Below are 16823 nucleotides of genomic sequence, written 5' to 3' on the forward strand. Positions count from 1 at the left end.
CGATACAATCGCCACTCTTTTTGCGTCGGAGAGCAGGGAATGGAACATGTCGATCACGTATTGATCGTGGATGATGATCGTGAAATCAGGGAGCTGGTCGGCAACTACCTGAAGAAGAATGGTCTGCGCACCACCGTGGTCGCGGATGGTCGCCAGATGCGGGCCTTTCTCGAAACCAATCAGGTGGACCTGATCGTGCTCGACATCATGATGCCGGGGGATGACGGGCTGCTGCTGTGCCGTGAACTGCGCGCCGGCAAGCATAAGGCGACACCCGTGCTGATGCTGACGGCTCGCACCGACGAGACCGACCGCATCATCGGCCTGGAAATGGGCGCCGACGATTATCTGACCAAACCCTTCGCTGCCCGGGAGCTGCTCGCGCGCATCAACGCCGTGCTGCGGCGTACCCGCATGCTGCCGCCCAACTTCGTCGTTTCCGAAAGCGGCCGCCTGCTCAAGTTCGGCCGCTGGCGCCTCGACACCACCGCCCGCCATCTGCTTGATGAAGACGACACGCTTGTCTCGCTGAGCGGCGCCGAGTACAGGCTGCTGCGGGTATTTCTCGATCACCCTCAGCGGGTGCAGAGTCGCGACCAGTTGCTCAACCTGACCCAGGGCCGTGACGCGGACATCTTCGACCGATCCATTGATCTGCTGGTCAGCCGCGTGCGCCAGCGTTTGCTGGATGACGCGCGCGAACCGCTCTACGTAAAGACCGTGCGCAATGAAGGCTACGTCTTTACCTTTGCGGTCGAAATCCTTGGGGAGCAGGCATGAAACTCGCCTTGCAATGGCCCCGCACGCTGGCTTCGCGGTTGTGGCTGGTGTTCCTTGTCGGCCTGATACTCGCCCAGTCCCTGACGTTCGCCGCCCAGTACTACGAACGCTATCAAAGCACCAAGACGGCCATGCTGGGCAATTTCGAACACGACACGGCGACGTCCATCGCCATCCTCGACCGTCTGCCGGCCGCCGAGCGCCTGGAATGGACCCAACGTCTGCAGCGCCGCAACTATGATTATTTGCTGCGCGAACATGACCCTGGCATTCCACTCACTTCGAACGATCTCGCGGCGACGGCGGCGCAATCGCTTCAAGTCTCGCTGGGCAACAACTATGACCTGACCATTGTCGAGATCCCGGGTCCATTCCAGCATTTCCAGGCCCAGGTGCGACTGGCAGACGGCAGCCCGGTCACCATCGACGTGCGCCCCTCGGTCAGGCCGTTGTCGCCCTGGCTGCCCTTTGCCCTGTTCGGTCAGTTAGTGTTGATGATCGGCTGCACCTGGCTTGCCGTGCGGATCGCGATACGCCCGCTCAGCCGCCTGGCCGAGGCGGTCGAGAACCTCGACCCGAACGCACACCCCGTGCAGTTGGATGAAAGCGGCCCACGGGAAGTGGCCTACGCCGCCCGGGCCTTCAACAGCATGCAGACGCGTATCGCCGCTTACTTGAAAGAGCGCATGCAATTGCTGGCGGCCATTTCCCACGACTTGCAGACGCCCATCACGCGCATGAAGCTGCGCGCCGAGTTCATGGACGACTCGTTAGAGAAAGACAAACTGGGCAACGACCTGAACGAAATCGAGCACCTGGTGCGCGAGGGTGTCGCTTACGCCCGCAGTGTTCATGGCGCGACCGAGGCCAGTTGCCGGGTCAGCCTGGACTCCTTTCTCGACAGCCTGGTCTGTGATTACCAGGACACTGGTCGGGAGGTCAGCCTGAGCGGCAAGAACGGCGCGATCATCGAGACACGGCCCCATGCCCTGCGCCGAATCCTGGTGAACCTGGTGGATAACGCGCTGAAGTACGCTGGCACCGCCGAAGTGGAAATCAGCGGTGACGCGAGCACGGGCGTTTCGATCAGCGTACTTGACCGAGGCTCGGGCATACCCGAGGAGGTCCTGGCGGAGGTGGTCAAGCCGTTCTATCGAGTGGAAAGCTCACGCAACCGTAACACCGGCGGCACCGGCCTGGGCCTTGCCATCGCTCAGCAGTTGGCCGTTGCGATTGGTGGCTCACTGAGCCTGCGCAACCGCGACGGCGGCGGTCTTTGCGTGACCCTCGACTTCGGCCTCGATCGGTAGGCCGCGCGGGCTGCACGCCCTGTGCAGCCCTACGACCGGGTTCATGGCCCGCGTTTGTAAGCCATTGTATCCAGTGCATTGGCGTACTCAAAAGAACGCATAACCACCGGTTTGCAAACATAGCCGGTATACATGCCCTTGCAAGAATTCTCCCCATCGACTCGCCATCGGATCCCCGAATGGCGAGCCCTTACTCAGGAGATCTTGCCATGACTATCCAATCCTACCGCCCCCAAGGCTGGCAGCTGTTCGGCCTGATCGCCGCCCTGGTGGTGGCGATGAGCATCACGGCTGTCGCTGTACAACCCGACCTGGTCGAGGGCCTGCGCAGCGCCATTCGCGCCACCGCCCGTTCCTCCTTCGCCTTGTTCCTGATCGCGTTCACTGCGTCGGCCTTTGCCGTACTGGTGCCTTCAGCGTTCTCCAAGGCACTGGTGCGTGAGAGGCGCTTCATTGGCCTGGCTTTTGCCTTCTCCCACTTGGTGCATGCCGTGCTGATCTACGGGTATGGACAGCTCAATACCGAATTCTGGCCAGCCCGCACCGTTGCCAACAACATCCCGGGCGGGACCGCCTACGCCTTCATCCTGCTGATGGCCCTGACGTCATTCAAAGGACCCGCCCGACTGCTGGGCCCCAAGGCCTGGAAGGCGTTGCACGTCACCGGCATGTGGGTCATCGCCGCCGTCTTCGCCCTCTCCAACTTCAAACGCATCCCGATGAGCGACTGGTACGTGCTGCCCTTCGGCCTCACCTGCGCCGCCGTGGCGATCCGACTGGTCGGCAAGCTGGCCATCGCCAACAAACGTAGCCAAACCAGGCAGGCATCGATGCGCCGCGCGGCAGTCGCCTCCTGACAGGCCCGCGATCCGCAACAAACGAAGCCGCCTTCTCAGGCACGACATATCCGTTCAATACATTCTCAGAAGCAGTCATCCCGGCTGCCAAAAACAAGGAAGCAAAAAATGAGCAACAGCACCCCAACCCCTCAGGCCGGCAGCTACATCACCACCCAGGACGGCGTACAGCTCTACTACAAGGACTGGGGCCCGAAAGATGGGCCAGTCGTTACCTTCAGCCATGGCTGGCCGCTGAATTCGGATAGCTGGGAATCGCAGATGTTGTTCCTGGCCGACAAAGGCTTCCGGGTGATCGCCCATGACCGTCGCGGCCATGGCCGCTCCAGCCAGCCGTGGGAAGGCAACGACATGGATCACTACGCCGATGACCTGGCCGCTGTGATCAACACCCTGGATCTTAGCGACGTCACCCTGGTGGGTTTCTCGACCGGTGGTGGCGAAGTCGCCCGCTACATCGGCCGCCACGGCACCGCTCGGGTGAAAAAGGCCGCACTGATCAGCGCCGTTCCGCCAATGATGCTCAAGACTGCTGACTACCCGGGCGGCCTGCCGATCGAAGTGTTCGACGGCCTGCGCCAGGCCTCGCTGGACAACCGCTCGCAGCTGTATCGCGACATCGCGGCTGGCCCGTTCTTCGGCTTCAACCGCGACGGGGCAAAAGTCTCCCAGGGGTTGATCGATTCGTTCTGGGTGCAGGGCATGCAAGCCGGCCACAAAAACACCTACGACTGCATCGCGGCGTTCTCGGCGACGGACTTTCGCGCCGACCTGGCCAAGTTCGACGTGCCGACACTGATCGTGCACGGCGACGATGACCAGATCGTCCCAATTGAAGCCTCCGCCCATGCCGCCGCCGAGCGGGTGCAGAACGCCGAGTTGATCGTCTATCCGGGTGCGCCGCACGGCCTGACCGACACCCACAAGGACCGCCTCAACCAGGATCTGTTGGACTTCCTGGGCAAGTAAGCCCATCGCCCCCTCCAATCAATGAATGAAAAGGAATGATCATGCCTACTCTCAAATCGCTCTTGGCCGCCACCATCACCGCAGCCGTGGCCCTGACATCGCTGCATAGCGTCGCCGCACAACCCGACACCACCAAACCCACCGTTGTGCTGGTGCACGGCGCATTCGCCGAATCCTCCAGTTGGAATGGCGTTGCTGCTCAGTTGCTGAACCAGGGTTACCCGGTCGTCGCAGCAGCCAACCCGCTGCGCGGCGTGAAGCAGGACGCCGATTACGTTGCCGACATCGTCGAGCACACCGCCGGCCCGGTGATCCTCGTGGGTCACTCTTACGGCGGCGCCGTGATCACCAACGCGGTGCACAACAACCCCAGGGTCAAGGCGCTGGTCTACGTCGCGGCCTTCGCGCCGGACAAAGGCGAAACCGCCATCGAACTGTCCGGTCGCTACCCTGGCGGCACCCTTGGGCCGACCTTGGCCGCCCCGGTGCCGCTGGACGACGGCAACAAAGACCTCTACATCCAGCAAGACAAATTCGGCCAACAATTTGCCGCCGACGTTCCAGCGGCCGACGCCGCCCTGATGGCCGCCACCCAACGCCCCATCAGCGAAGCTGCACTGAAGGAAGCGTCTGGCGACCCGGCCTGGAAAAAAACGCCGTCGTGGTTCATCTACGGCTCGGCGGACAAAAACATCCCCGAGGCCGCGCTGAAATTCATGGCCGACCGCGCCGGCTCGAAAAAAACCGTCACCGTCCAAGGCGCTTCCCACGTGGTGATGACGTCCAACCCGGGGAAAGTTGCAGAGCTGATCATTGAAGCGGCGCAGGCCAGTTCCAAAGGTTGATCGCGGCGACCCGGGCCTTTTGACCCAAAGGTCCGGTTTTCTCATCCGTCAGTTGCTTCTAAAAACCCGGCACACTAGGCCGGGTTTTTTCATTGCAAAACTCTCCGTGGCGAGGGGGCTGTTGGCCCCGAATCTGGTTGCTACACCACCCAATCCATTATCATCAGCCCGCTATTCGGCAGCCCCAAGCCCCGCAATGGACAGGGCACCCAATGGAATCAAGGAGAGATGGATGTACCTCAATCAAAAGCCCAGCCGCTGTATCGTGCTAGCCGGTGCGTTGGTCATCAGCGGTTGCACTTCGTTCTTACAGGGCAAGCAATACGTCGTCCCCGGCCCCGACGAACCCTCCGCAACGGTTCGCCTCAAGGCTGGAAGTGGTGCCAGGCTGGACGCCATGACCTTCAGCGATAATGGATGCTATGCGGGTTACACAGTCCTGCCCTCGAACGGCGACTACATCGAATCCCCGGTCGCCGTGAATAAGGAGCTGATCCTGACCTATTGGCAGATCGCAGGAAGCAGCGCGTGTCAAATACCGTTCTCCTTCACCCCCAGAACGGCGCCACCTATACCTTGATCCAAGGCTCCTGGAGCAAGCCGAAGGCGGGCATTCTGCCGATCTTCAACCGTGACGAACATTTCTGCGGCGTAGGCGTGATCAAGAAAGTCGGCGACCAAGAAAGCGTCGAGCCGATACAGCAGCTGCAAATCAAGACTGGGTTCGCATGCCTGAGGTTTGTTAAATAGAGGCACCGTACGGCATGCGTTGAGAGTGGGTTGAACCATTTCGGGTGGAGACTGCTCTGCCCGGATAATGTCTGGACGCGCAGGCTCAGTTATCCACACAGCGCTTCATCAGACCATGTAACACGTTCGGTCATGCGGTTTTGGCGAGACGTTCAAACTGGCACTGATCCTGGGCGTCCTTGAGGCTGGTTTCAAACTCATCGAGCGCGGCGTATACCTTCTGCAACCCTTGAATCTGGGTCATCAGCTCCAGTTTTTTGTCGGCGATCGCCTTATTCGCCAAATCCCAGGGCAGTGCCTTGCCCCGGTGATCCTGGAGGATCGCCTGCATTTCCTTAAGTTTGAAGCCCAATTGCTGGGCGCATTTGATGAACATCAGCAGTTCGACGCTCTGCTGGCTATAAACTCGATATTTGCCTTCGCGCTGGGGCGGTGGTAGCAAGCCAATATCTTCATAGTGGCGGATGGTTTTAACTGTCGTGCCCGACAACTGGGCTGCTTTGCCTATATACATGAAAAGTCCTTTTTGTCGCATAAGACGTGGTGCGTGCACTGGCGCGCCGCATCTTTACATAGGCATACGGAGTCGGTCACCTGAGGTGTCAAAGGGTAGAACTGGCAAGGATGAAGCTGGCATCGCCTGTTGCATGGGGATGCTGCATAGGTGTGCTTCAGTGGCTGGCGATATCCCGGGATTGCTTGAGCCAGGCTTCCCGCTGGTTGGGCCTGGAACCGAGTAGCGGTCCAAACGTCAGGGTCTTTAACGGTTTGATGCCACAGAACTCCAGCGTGGTCTTGCGCATCTGGTGCAGGCCAGGCATGCGATAGACCCATTTGAAGTACCACGGTGGAGTATCCATCGTGACCAGCAGGTGAGCGGTTCGTCCTTTCAGGAGCTTGTCGGGAAAGGCTTTACCTTCCCGGTACTTGAAGGCAAAACCGGGCAGGAATATCCGATCGAAAAAGCCTTTCATCAAGGCCGGAATCCCGCCCCACCAAATCGGAAAGACAAATGCCAAGTGCTCAGCCCACGTGATATCGGCTTGAGCCTTGAGCAGATCGGGTTCCAGTTGCTGAGTCTGTTTGTAGCCATCGTGCAGGACCGGATCGAAGCTCAATGCATCCAGTCGTAACAGACGCACATCATGCCCGGCACGCCTTGCCGCCTCGACATAGCTCTCGGTCAACGCACCACAGAAACTGTCAGTTGAGGGGTGACCCAGAATCACCAGTACCCGTTTGCTCATCATCACTACACCCTGAAAGTTGATCTTTCAGCATAGGGTGTGCCCGTAACGGGAGAGTCAATGGTTTGTAGCAGGCACAGCCATTACTGAAGCAAAGAAGATGGAAAAACCCTAGTAAAAATCATAATAAAGCGCCCATTCCCCCGTTTCGCGGTGCTTCCAGAACATCAGGCTCCCACTGTCGACCACGTTCAGATTGATCTTCGCGTCCGATGAGATCTGGAACACAAACTCAAAGCCTTCACCAGGATCAACACCTGACTGGCAGAACGAGGGATAACCGCCGATCTTGTGTTCGTAGGTGTGGGTGACCAGATCGTAGTAGCTCTCTATGTCTCCCGCGCGTTCCAGCGTGAGGATTTCCTGCTCGAGGTCCTCCGGGACACCACCGCCATCCCACAGTGGATAGTCCTCCGGCACCGCTTGCGCATCGAGCGGAAACGGTTTGAGAAATGCACCTGCCACCGGCAGGTTCTTGCGCACCAACACATCCTCCGGCCCATATTCACGGATGACCCAATTATTCCCCATCGGCTCGAAGTGATCGGGAAGCGTGTCTGAAATAAACACCGTCAGCACACGAACCCCTTCCAGCAGCGGGTTTTTGAAGGGCAGGGCGGGCAAATAAAACTGCGCATAGGGAAGCAAGGGTTGCCCGGCCTGATCGGTGGGCACCGCTTCATCAGGCCGGAACAGGAAGACGTTGCCCAGCCAGCTTTCTTCATCGGTCCCGGCAGGACGAAAGCCACCGGCAACGAACTTCACGGCGGGGCGGGCCAGGCGTTGCTTGATTTCCTGAATGTCCATGGCGATATAAACCTTCCTTTTGCTACTGGTGTAATGGATTTCGCATAAAGCGGTCAGCCCTCTCTCGCACACCGCGGGGGCCTACGACGTTCCCGAGGGCCCTACGAGTGTCCGAGTGTCTGGCCAGTGATGGGAGACGATAGAGGCCGAGGGCAAAGCGCACAAGCCGGCGGTTTCTGGTCAAGTTGTAGGCAAAGGCGCAAGGATGCGTGGCTGGGTGGAAGGTCGGCGGTGGGGCGCATGTTCGCTCCCGCTTGAGGGCAATCTTCCATTTCCTGATACCAACCCCGTGGCGAGGGAGCTTGCTCCCGCTCGGCTGCGCAGCAGCCGCAAACCGAGCGATGCGGTTTGCCTGAAGAAATGCTGGGGCCTGCTGCGCAGGCCAGCGGGAGCAAGCTCCCTCGCCACGGGTTACCTGGGCTGGCGTCATCGGCGAGCAACCAAAATTCTCCTTGAGCAAACCCGGCTAGGCACGCTCTCCCGCTATAGTCGACTCTATCGTCGACCACCCTCCAGGAGCCTCTCTCAGTGTCCGAAACGCCGACCCACCTCGCCTACACCAAACGTTTCAACACCGTCCTCGCCTACATCGATGCCAATCTCGAAGGTGACCTGTCGGTGAAAACGTTGAGCCATGTGGCGAACTTTTCGGCGTTTCACTTCCACCGACAATTCACCGCGTTCGTTGGCGTGCCGGTGTCACGTTATGTGCAACTGATGCGGCTGCGACGCGCGGCACACAGCTTGGCGTCTGTCGCGGATTATTCGGTATTGGACGCCGCGCTCTGTGCCGGTTTTGAAAGCCCGGAGGCATTTTCCAGGGCGTTCAGGCGGGCGTTCGGTATGGCGCCGAGTGCGTTCAGGAAGGCACCGAACTGGCAGACCTGGAATGCGGTGTTCGCCATCCCTCACTTTTCCAGGACGATCATCATGCAACTACAAATCGTGGAGTTCCCCGAAACCAAGGTCGCCGCGCTTGAGCACTGCGGGCCCACTGGGCTCGTCAATCAGACGACGAGCCGGTTTATCGAGTGGCGCAAGCAGAGCGGGCAGTCACCGGTGGCGTCGAGTCGCACGTTTGGGATCCCGTATAACAACCCCGATACCACCGCTCCAGAAGACTTTCGCTTCGCCATCTGTGGCGAGATTCACGAGGCCGTGGCGCCGAACGGGTTTGGCGTGCACGAGCGCGTCATTCCTGCCGGTCGTTGCGTCGTGGTGCGGCACGTGGGGTCGCCGGACCATATCGGCGAAACGATCTATCCGATTTATCGCGATTGGCTGCCTGCCAGTGGAGAAGAGCTTCGTGACCATCCGCTGTTCTTCCATTACCTGAGCGTCTACCCCGAGACGCCGCAGGATCAGTGGCAGACGGATGTGTATGTTCCGCTGCAATAGCGGAGTATCAGCAAACAGGGATTTATTTCTCAGGAAATAAATCCCTGTTTTCATCTACCAAGCTTCGTTATTGCCTTGGTCAGTAAAGTGCCTGTAACGTCGATCCTCAGCGAGCGAGGATATGTCATTGAACGACTCTGAACATCTGAAGGACCTGTGCACCCGTTTCAACTCTGGAGAACATCTGGAGTTCACTTTTTTCTGGGGGCACCAGCGCAGCAAAACCGGCGTCACGGCTTCGTGCTTCAGCCAGTGGTTCGAGGCCGGCTTCACTGTCGACGGTCAGTATTACCCGACAGCCGAGCACTTCATGATGGCTGAGAAAGCAGCCCTGTTCGACGATCAGGAAATCCGTACACAGGTGCTCCACGCGCCTACTCCTAATGCCGCCAAAGCACTTGGCCGCAACGTGCGCGGATTCAATGACAAGATTTGGCTGCAACACCGCTACGACATCGTCGTCCGAGCGAACCAGGCCAAGTTCTCTCAGAATCCGCCGTTGAACGAATACCTTCTGCAAACCGGTTCGCGCGTTATTGTCGAAGCCAGTCCGGTTGATAACGTCTGGGGGATAGGGCTCGCGCAGGACAACGCGGATGTGAACAATCCGAATCTGTGGAAAGGTTTGAATCTGCTGGGGTTTGCGCTGATGCAGGTGCGGGATGGGGCTGGTATGGCAGCCGAGATGTGATGTTCTGACCTTGCGCGTGAAAAACGAAAAAGGGATAGATTTATCTTATGCGCCCGGGGGAACAGGTCGTCGGTTCACATAGAAATAAATCTGACCCCTTTTCTTCTTTCTTCATGGCCAAATGACATTGTTAGCGCTACATTTTAGTCTGTATCGCCATGGACGTGGATTGAGGCCGATTGGCGACAAATCATGCTAAGGGAATGGGGGGCCGGTGGTGGAGAAAAGGAATGTATTTATCAGCCATGTTCACAAGGATGATCATGGACTACAAAAACTCAAGGATTTGTTGGCTCCAAAAGGAATGGATATTAGAGACTCCTCCATCCATACGGGGAAATTCAATAATGCCACTGATGAGAACTACATAAAGACACAGATTCTTGCGCCAGCTATAAACTGGGCTGGTGTATTTATTTGCTACATTTCCCCCCAAACCCAGAACAGTGATTGGGTTAACTGGGAGATCGAATATGCCGCCAAACAGGGAAAACGCATTGTTGGTGTTTGGGAGCATGGCGAGAAAGAATGTGATCTCCCTAGGGCCCTAAAAGAGTATGCAGACGCTTTGGTCGGGTGGAACGGTGATGCCATTATTAATGCTATCAACGGGAAGGACTCTTGGGAAAAGCCTGATGGCGATGTATGTGACCCGGTGCCACTGAAGAGGCACCCCTGTTGATGTCTCGTATCCATTCCTATGTTGTGCGGTATGACAGCGGTTTCGCCCCCAATCCGTTCTACGACTACTGCACGCTTGCGACCTGCAAGCCCGGAATTCGTCGAGCAGCTCAAATTGGCGATTGGGTAGTCGGTAGTGGAAGTAACGACCGAAATGTTCGACTCGGCGGGCATCTCGTTTACGCAATGCGTGTAACGGAAGCGATGACATTTGATGAATACTGCTTAGATCCTCGGTTTGAAGCCAAGAAACCATATCGAAATGGCAGTCGGAAGCAAAGCTGTGGAGACAATATATATTTCAGGGCTGAGGATGGAGCGGGCTGGCAACAGCGAGATTCGTTTCACTCCCGTTCGGATGGTTCGGTCAACCCAGATCACGTGGCTCGTGATTCGAGAGTTAACAGGGTACTGATTAGCGACGACTTCGTATATTTTGGGGGTGGTGGCCCTGAGTTTCCCGATAATTTAAAAGATCGGTACGGTCGCCATCTATGTAAGAAAGGAATAGGGCTAACTACTTTCGCGGATGCACAACTGATTGGGGATTTTGAAAAATGGATTCGTAGCTTTGGTGTGCATGGCTATCAGGTTGCTCCATTCGAATGGTTGAATCTTCGCAGGTGACCTATGAAAAAAGAAGGCTCCCTACTGCTCTCAGATTACACTGCGGAAATTGTTGCCACCGACGTACTTGATCCGAATGACTTTAATTCTGTTCTCCAGGGTTTATACGGAGAGGTCGGCGGAATAATGGCTACGGCCAAAAAAAACGTTCGAGAGGGGGCTGCTTACCCTGGGTTCAGGAAGGCCGCAGAAGAAGAGTTTGGCGATACTCTTTGGTATTTTGCTGCAATATGCAGACGTCTGCAGATATCTCTTGAAGATATATTTAAGGAAGCCGCGAATCACGGAAATTTCCGAAATGTGGGGGCTGCAAGCGACGTAATCGAAGGTGCGTTAGCCTATATTGCTGTGCCAGTAGACCCCACTACTTCCTTGGATTCCTCATTGGTGCGCCTTGGGCAGGCAGCGGCAGCTTTACTGGGAAATACGCCTGTTCCCGCTGATTTGATTTCTTTCGCACGGGCCTACCTAGACGCGATGTATGCGGCCAAGCTTGCATTTTCCGAGGTAGCTCGTGGAAATCTTCGGAAAGCCCGTGGTGCGTTCTTGTATCCGCAGGTAGAGGATTTAGTTGGTCTTGATTTCGATAGTGAGTTTGGAGTTGAAGAACAGCTACCTAGAAACTTCAAGATCCGGGTGAATCAGCGGGGAAGTGGTAAGAGTTATCTCCAATGGAATGAAGTATTCATAGGAGACCCTCTGACAGACAACATTGCCGACCCAGATGGCTATCGGTTCCACGATGTGTTTCATTTCGCATATGCAGCAATTCTTCACTGGTCACCTGTGACGCGGGCACTCATCAAGCATAAGCGAAAGAGTAATCCGAGGTATGATGAAGAACAGGATAGCGGTCGCGCCATGGTCGTGGAGGAAGGGCTTTCGGCTTGGATATTTTCCAGAGCCAAGGAGCTGAATTTTTTCGAAAGCCAAGATAAGGTTTCACTTGAATTTCTTAAGACAATTGGTGAATTCGTGGTTGGTTACGAAGTGGAAAAATGCCCGCTGAAGCTCTGGGAGAAAGCAATTTTGGATGGCTATGCTGTGTTTCGTCAGCTTAAGACGAATAAAGGCGGTTGGATCATTGGCAACCGAGAAGAACGCACCATAACGTACATGCCGCTTGAGTCTGAAAAATGAAAATTCACCCGTTTGTTGATGCAGTTGCTTCGCTGCGTTTTGAGGACTGTTTCAATCCATATTCGGATCGTTGCGAAATACATGATCGGCGCGATGCGCCGCGGCGTCGTGCTGCCGCGTTGTCCGCCATGTTGCGTCGCGCATCCGAAGACTCTGTAGACGCTATATGGATCGGGAGAGATCTCGGATACCGCGGAGGGCGTCGTACAGGGTTAGCTCTGACCGACGACGTCCACATAAGCGAGCACGTTAGACGTTGGAATCTTGATCTGCTCCATGAACGGCCGACTATAGGTGCTGCTGTGACCGAACGCACTGCTGCGGTCATATGGAACATGCTTGAACAAATTGACGCTCGTATATTTCTCTGGAATGTCTTTCCTCTTCATCCGCATCAATCTGGAGATCCGTTCACAAACCGGCAACACAACGCCAGTGAAAGGCGAGCAGGGGAAGAGTTGCTTCAACAGCTTATCGCCTTGTTAGGGCCCTCGCGCATTGTGGCGATTGGCAACGATGCTGCCGCTGCGGCACATCGCATCACCGATTCGATACCCGTGGTTTGCGTGAGGCATCCTAGCTACGGAGGGCAAAGCCAGTTCCAGAAGCAGATCACGGATCTCTATGGGAGCTCCATGAGGAGCTCCGCGTCGTTGTTCTGACGAGCTTCGCTTCTTAGAGCGAAGCGATTATCGGTTTAATTCCGTCTGGTACTCTTCTCTGACTTGGTTTTAGGTCATCGTTGCAGTTATTCGTGCTTCTACCTTCACCACTACGTTACGCGCACGCAGTGGTTAAAGGATCGAATCTAATTTTGTGAGGGATCTATATATGGTCTATCGGCTGTAGCGTTGCCACAACGGAGCACCGCGCGCAAAGCTCTTGAGATTGCTCCACTGATTACCTCGGTCTTCCACAAAATGATGCGTGACATAGTTCTCCAGTTTTTTAGTTACCACCGGATATAACCCAAGGTATTCCTGCCCCTCAAAGCTTTGACCCTCCGAGTCCAGCAGCGGGAGGATTGCGACTTGACCAGGTTTGTGACCATCAAAGAAGCCCAGCTCCCAAGGCATCCATTTCGATCCTGATGAGTTGTCAGTGGCGATATACACCATGGCTCGTGAAGACTTCATTCGTTCCCGCAGAACTGCAGCGGTCTCTTTGTCCACCCAGCTGCGGTCCAGCTTTTTGTCAACGACCCAATCCACATAGACCTTTAGGCCCTGTTTTTGTAGCAACAGCATCACCCCCAAGACGAGGTCAGAGTCATCAATCGAATGAGACAGAAAAATGTCGAACTCCTCGCGAGGTTTATAGTTCTCCATTGATTCGGTCAGAACAGCTTGTGACGTGCGATAGCCACGAGCCCCGGCCGCAGCCGCACGCGCCTCGCTTTTGGTGAAGAAGGCCATATGTCTTATTTCCTATTAGCTAAAACTTGATAGCGTTTTCGATCCAGATCGCCAAATTTTCTTTGATGTCAGCGTAGGCATCGCTAGCCTTGGGCTCGTACACCAGTGGTTTGACTACTACGCCGTTACGTCTAAAAGTGAAACTGTCGAAGGGATTGGGACCTTTCGAGCTATATCCATTTCGGGGGCAATTTAGCCTATGGATATAGACGCCTACGACCGGTTTATTGAGCTCCCAGGCACGCTGAATCTCGTATTTGACCCAAGGACGTTCTGCTGTCTGGCTACCAATAAGTACCACTAGACAGGATTTTCCGTTGAGATTCTGATCGATCCAGTCTTTCACCCCTTTTTCTGTGCGTTTAATCTGCTCCCAGGTATTGGGGCTAACGGGTTCGTCTCCTTCCAATGCGCCCATTTGGCGAATCTGTTGCACTCGCATCACATCATTATCGAAGTGGAAACTATAAAAGACCTTGCGCTTCATCCCTAACCCCCAAGCTTCTTGATGATGGACAGAACTTGTTTCTCGATAGTGGTACGATCAACTGCTGGATCTGCGAGCTTTGCTAGTGCCTGCTCTAACCAAGGGTGCTGGGAAAAGTGTTCAGCGGGATTGGCTAGCATCTCGTCAGCTAGCTCTTTGGCCATGTAACCGGTCGCGCCAATAGGTAATGCAATTCCTCCCTTCTCCTGGGTGATAGAAAACTCAATACGTACGCCACCAGCATTAACAATGGTGTTGTCGTTGATCTTATTGCCGAAGATAAACAGAGCAATACCAGAAAGCCCAATCATGCGGTGCCTATACTCGTGCCACAGTTCTTGGATGTCTTGGCCATGCGAGGCGACTTGCGGGAACGGCCGCATGATGAGCTGGTCCTCTGAGTACTTTTCAGGCCTGGCGTAGATTGCATCGAGCGCTCCGTTGATGACTGCGCTACCTATGCCCCACCCAAATCCATTGACGACTCGATAACCTCCTTTAACCAAGGAGGCCGAGAGGGAGTGTACAAAATTTAGGGCTTCTTGCTTGTCCCAGGTACCATATTCCTCTGCGCTGCCTGAGATGAATATGGTCTTCTTGAGGAAGCGACTTTCGATCTCCTTCAGAATGAGCGGAATGTCCTCATAGTTATCGACCAATAGCGCCTGGATTCCAAATCGCAACAGATCGCGGACATGGTGCTCCTGTCGTCGCTGTCGATACTTCGCGGCGTCTGCGTCTTCTTTCCATTGTGGCTCCGCAGGTTCCTTGCGAAGAAAGCAGTAGTGGGTTCGCCGGTAATCATCCGGCACGTGCAGTCGACTCAGGACATAGTCGAGATTCGGGTCCGTGAAGCTGAAGCCAATAAATAGAAATGTTTTTGAGATCAGGTCCCCACTAAGGGCCGTTACGAAGGCTTCATGGGTTTTATGATACTTCTCATACTGGGATTTGTAGAGGATGGCTGCACCTGGCGAAGACACGTCACCATGCATCTTATAGACGACCGCGTCTCGTTTAGGGCGAGTGGTCACGAGGTCATCAACCTTGCGTTTTGTATCTGCGACACGGTAGTTCGCTTTGAGGCTGTCCTCAATCAGCGTGTCATAGTTGGTCGTCCAGTATGTCCTGATCGGAAGCCGCGCCACGATATTGTGAGCTTCTGAAGGTTCCGCCTGTTCCGAAAATTCCTCGAGGATTTTCCGAGCCAGCCCGGTCGAGCTGTTCTTCTTGTTGACATGATACTGCGCGACAGAAATGAGATCGTGTTCCAACTCAACCTTGAGACCCAGTTCTTCGGCAATCTCGCTGAGCAGCTCGCTCCAGTTTACGAAGCCACAACTTTTAGAGAAGCCGGCACCGGCGAATATCGCCGCTACGCCATCCTCAAGATCTTTAACGTACGTTCTGATGAACGCATCAATTTCAGGTGAAAATTTTTTAGTCACAATCTAAAACCTCCATGTTGAAGCCGCATGGCCACTGGCCAGCTTACGTTAAGATGTGCCGGTGTCAACGTAGCCGTAATACAAAATCTCTCCTTGTTGATGTACAGCAATATTTGTGTCGTTGCTATTGCATTAATGGCTTCATCGAACATCTGATGACAGATGTTTTGCGGCCTACCCTTAGAGGAAAGGGTTGGAATGTGGAGAAGGGTTATTGGTTGGAAAAAATCTCCAAAATATCTAGATATTGCTTGGCTGCTTTTGGGGCCGGAAAAACAAAACCCGGCGCGGAACGCCGGATTTTTCGTTGGAAAGCGTCGACCTACCGCCCCGGCTCCACATTATCCAACACCCGATTCGCCAACAACGAGCTCAGCTCAATCAACTGCTGAATCCCAAGCGCCATATGACGCCTCGACCCATCCAGATCAAACGCCAGCTCACTCACCATGGCATCCGCCGAGGCCAGGGTTTCGCTGAGGTTGGCGAGCAAGCATTCGTTGTCGAGGCCTTTCACGACGGTGAATAGCTGCCCCGGTTTGGGGTCGTCTTGGGATTTATCCGGCTTCGGCAGCAAGTAGTGATCGAGCACGCGTTTGGTGGTTTCGTCTTGCTGCTTGGCTTTGGATTTTGCGGATTGTGGGGTGGGGTCTGCTTCTGGAGGATTTGGAGTTGCTTTGAACATTTGAATATTTCCGTTAGTAGGGCCGCAACCGCCTCGCTACTAAACGAAATGGTGGCAGCTGTGCGCAAGTTAGTAGACCGGTGAAATACACAAAGCCCGGCGCGCCCGAGGGCGCCATGCGCACAGCTACCATCGAGTGCAGGCAAATGCCCGACTGATGAGACCTGTGCAACCGCCGTGTATTTCCTGGGCTACTAAACCCGACCACTGATGGGCAGTGGCAGGAAGACAATAGAACCCCGGGACAAGGCGCACAAGCGGGCGGATTCTGGCGTAGTTGTAGGCAAAGGCGCAAGGATGCGTAGCTTGATAGGGGGTGTAGGTGGGGGCTGTAGGAGGGAGGTGTTTTGGGTGATGCGGGTGGCTTGGTTTGCTTTGGAATTGGGGGGATTTCATCGCGAGCAGGCTCGCTCCCACAGGGATTGAAGGCTGTTTCAGATATTGTGTTCACCGCCGCCCGGTGTGGGGGCGAGCTTGCTCGCGAGGGCAATCTTCCATTTCCTGACACCCAACCCCCTGTGGCGAGGGAGCTTGCTCCCGCTGGCCTGCGCAGCAGGCCTCTGCATTTTTTCAGGCAAACCGCATCGTTTGGTTTTGCGACTGCTGCGCAGCCGAGCGGGAGCAAGCTCCCTCGCCACGGGGGATGTCTGGGCGGGCGTCATCGCGAGCAAGCTCGCTCCCACAGG

At 55.6% G+C, this 16823-nt stretch carries 19 protein-coding genes; 12 read left to right on the forward strand and 7 right to left on the reverse strand.

All coding sequences use genetic code 11. The annotated features are described in order from the left end of the window. Positions 1–39: 39 nt before the first annotated feature. From KI237_RS00475 to KI237_RS00500, 6 genes are all read left to right on the forward strand, one after another. Positions 40–780, forward strand: a complete 741-nt coding sequence (locus KI237_RS00475) for a response regulator (protein ID WP_212798347.1) — start codon at positions 40–42, stop codon at positions 778–780. Continuing rightward, positions 777–2090 (forward strand): ATP-binding protein, encoded by a 1314-nt coding sequence (locus tag KI237_RS00480; RefSeq protein WP_212798348.1) that lies wholly within the window; start codon positions 777–779, stop codon positions 2088–2090. The genes KI237_RS00475 and KI237_RS00480 overlap by 4 nt, the downstream gene beginning before the upstream one ends. Before the next feature lie 209 nt (positions 2091–2299). Then, complete coding sequence (locus KI237_RS00485; RefSeq protein WP_212798349.1) at positions 2300–2947, forward strand: ferric reductase-like transmembrane domain-containing protein; 648 nt, start codon at positions 2300–2302, stop codon at positions 2945–2947. Positions 2948–3055: 108 nt separating this feature from the next. After that, on the forward strand, positions 3056–3916 hold the full coding sequence (locus KI237_RS00490) for an alpha/beta fold hydrolase (protein ID WP_212798350.1): 861 nt from the start codon (positions 3056–3058) through the stop codon (positions 3914–3916). A 41-nt stretch (positions 3917–3957) separates the two neighbouring features. Next, the gene (locus KI237_RS00495; protein ID WP_212798351.1) at positions 3958–4761 is read left to right on the forward strand and encodes an alpha/beta fold hydrolase; all 804 of its coding nucleotides are present in this window, start codon (positions 3958–3960) and stop codon (positions 4759–4761) included. A gap of 232 nt (positions 4762–4993) precedes the next feature. Next, on the forward strand, positions 4994–5341 hold the full coding sequence (locus KI237_RS00500) for a hypothetical protein (RefSeq protein ID WP_249410679.1): 348 nt from the start codon (positions 4994–4996) through the stop codon (positions 5339–5341). A 300-nt stretch (positions 5342–5641) separates the two neighbouring features. On the opposite strand, the gene KI237_RS00505 is transcribed toward KI237_RS00500, so the two are convergent. From KI237_RS00505 to KI237_RS00515, 3 genes are all read right to left on the reverse strand, one after another. Continuing rightward, the gene (locus KI237_RS00505; RefSeq protein WP_212798352.1) at positions 5642–6025 is read right to left on the reverse strand and encodes a MerR family transcriptional regulator; all 384 of its coding nucleotides are present in this window, start codon (positions 6023–6025) and stop codon (positions 5642–5644) included. A 157-nt stretch (positions 6026–6182) separates the two neighbouring features. Further along, positions 6183–6761, reverse strand: coding sequence for an NAD(P)H-dependent oxidoreductase (locus tag KI237_RS00510; protein WP_212798353.1), 579 nt, complete (start codon positions 6759–6761; stop codon positions 6183–6185). 108 nt (positions 6762–6869) lie between these two features. After that, on the reverse strand, positions 6870–7565 hold the full coding sequence (locus KI237_RS00515; protein ID WP_212798354.1) for a DUF1963 domain-containing protein: 696 nt from the start codon (positions 7563–7565) through the stop codon (positions 6870–6872). A 528-nt stretch (positions 7566–8093) separates the two neighbouring features. On the opposite strand from KI237_RS00515, the gene KI237_RS00520 reads away from it, so the two are divergent. The 6 genes from KI237_RS00520 to KI237_RS00545 all read left to right on the forward strand — a co-directional run bounded on the left by KI237_RS00520 (position 8094) and on the right by KI237_RS00545 (position 12764). Further along, positions 8094–8963: an AraC family transcriptional regulator gene (locus KI237_RS00520; protein WP_212798355.1), complete on the forward strand. Its 870-nt coding sequence runs from the start codon at positions 8094–8096 to the stop codon at positions 8961–8963. A 127-nt stretch (positions 8964–9090) separates the two neighbouring features. Continuing rightward, entirely contained in the window at positions 9091–9654 is a 564-nt protein-coding gene (gene ybiA / locus KI237_RS00525) for a riboflavin biosynthesis intermediates N-glycosidase (RefSeq protein WP_212798356.1), read from the forward strand. Between the two features lie 217 nt (positions 9655–9871). Then, entirely contained in the window at positions 9872–10336 is a 465-nt protein-coding gene (locus KI237_RS00530; RefSeq protein WP_249410680.1) for a TIR domain-containing protein, read from the forward strand. Then, positions 10336–10962, forward strand: a complete 627-nt coding sequence (locus KI237_RS00535; protein WP_212798358.1) for an Nmad2 family putative nucleotide modification protein — start codon at positions 10336–10338, stop codon at positions 10960–10962. The genes KI237_RS00530 and KI237_RS00535 overlap by 1 nt, the downstream gene beginning before the upstream one ends. Positions 10963–10965: 3 nt before the next feature. Next, a complete protein-coding gene (locus KI237_RS00540) occupies positions 10966–12102 on the forward strand; it encodes a nucleoside triphosphate pyrophosphohydrolase family protein (RefSeq protein ID WP_212798359.1) in 1137 nt (378 codons plus the stop codon). After that, on the forward strand, positions 12099–12764 hold the full coding sequence (locus KI237_RS00545; RefSeq protein ID WP_212798360.1) for a uracil-DNA glycosylase: 666 nt from the start codon (positions 12099–12101) through the stop codon (positions 12762–12764). Before KI237_RS00540 ends, KI237_RS00545 begins: the two co-directional genes overlap by 4 nt. Before the next feature lie 174 nt (positions 12765–12938). On the opposite strand, the gene KI237_RS00550 is transcribed toward KI237_RS00545, so the two are convergent. The 4 genes from KI237_RS00550 to KI237_RS00565 form a co-directional block, all read right to left on the reverse strand. Continuing rightward, positions 12939–13517 (reverse strand): toll/interleukin-1 receptor domain-containing protein, encoded by a 579-nt coding sequence (locus KI237_RS00550; RefSeq protein ID WP_212798361.1) that lies wholly within the window; start codon positions 13515–13517, stop codon positions 12939–12941. Between the two features lie 19 nt (positions 13518–13536). Continuing rightward, positions 13537–14004: a TIR domain-containing protein gene (locus tag KI237_RS00555; RefSeq protein ID WP_212798362.1), complete on the reverse strand. Its 468-nt coding sequence runs from the start codon at positions 14002–14004 to the stop codon at positions 13537–13539. Between the two features lie 2 nt (positions 14005–14006). Beyond that, positions 14007–15452 (reverse strand): SIR2 family protein, encoded by a 1446-nt coding sequence (locus KI237_RS00560; protein ID WP_212798363.1) that lies wholly within the window; start codon positions 15450–15452, stop codon positions 14007–14009. Between the two features lie 322 nt (positions 15453–15774). Beyond that, complete coding sequence (locus tag KI237_RS00565) at positions 15775–16137, reverse strand: DUF6124 family protein (protein WP_212798364.1); 363 nt, start codon at positions 16135–16137, stop codon at positions 15775–15777. Positions 16138–16823: the final 686 nt, after the last annotated feature.

The sequence above is a fragment of the Pseudomonas sp. St316 genome, from assembly GCF_018325905.1.
GTDB lineage: Bacteria > Pseudomonadota > Gammaproteobacteria > Pseudomonadales > Pseudomonadaceae > Aquipseudomonas.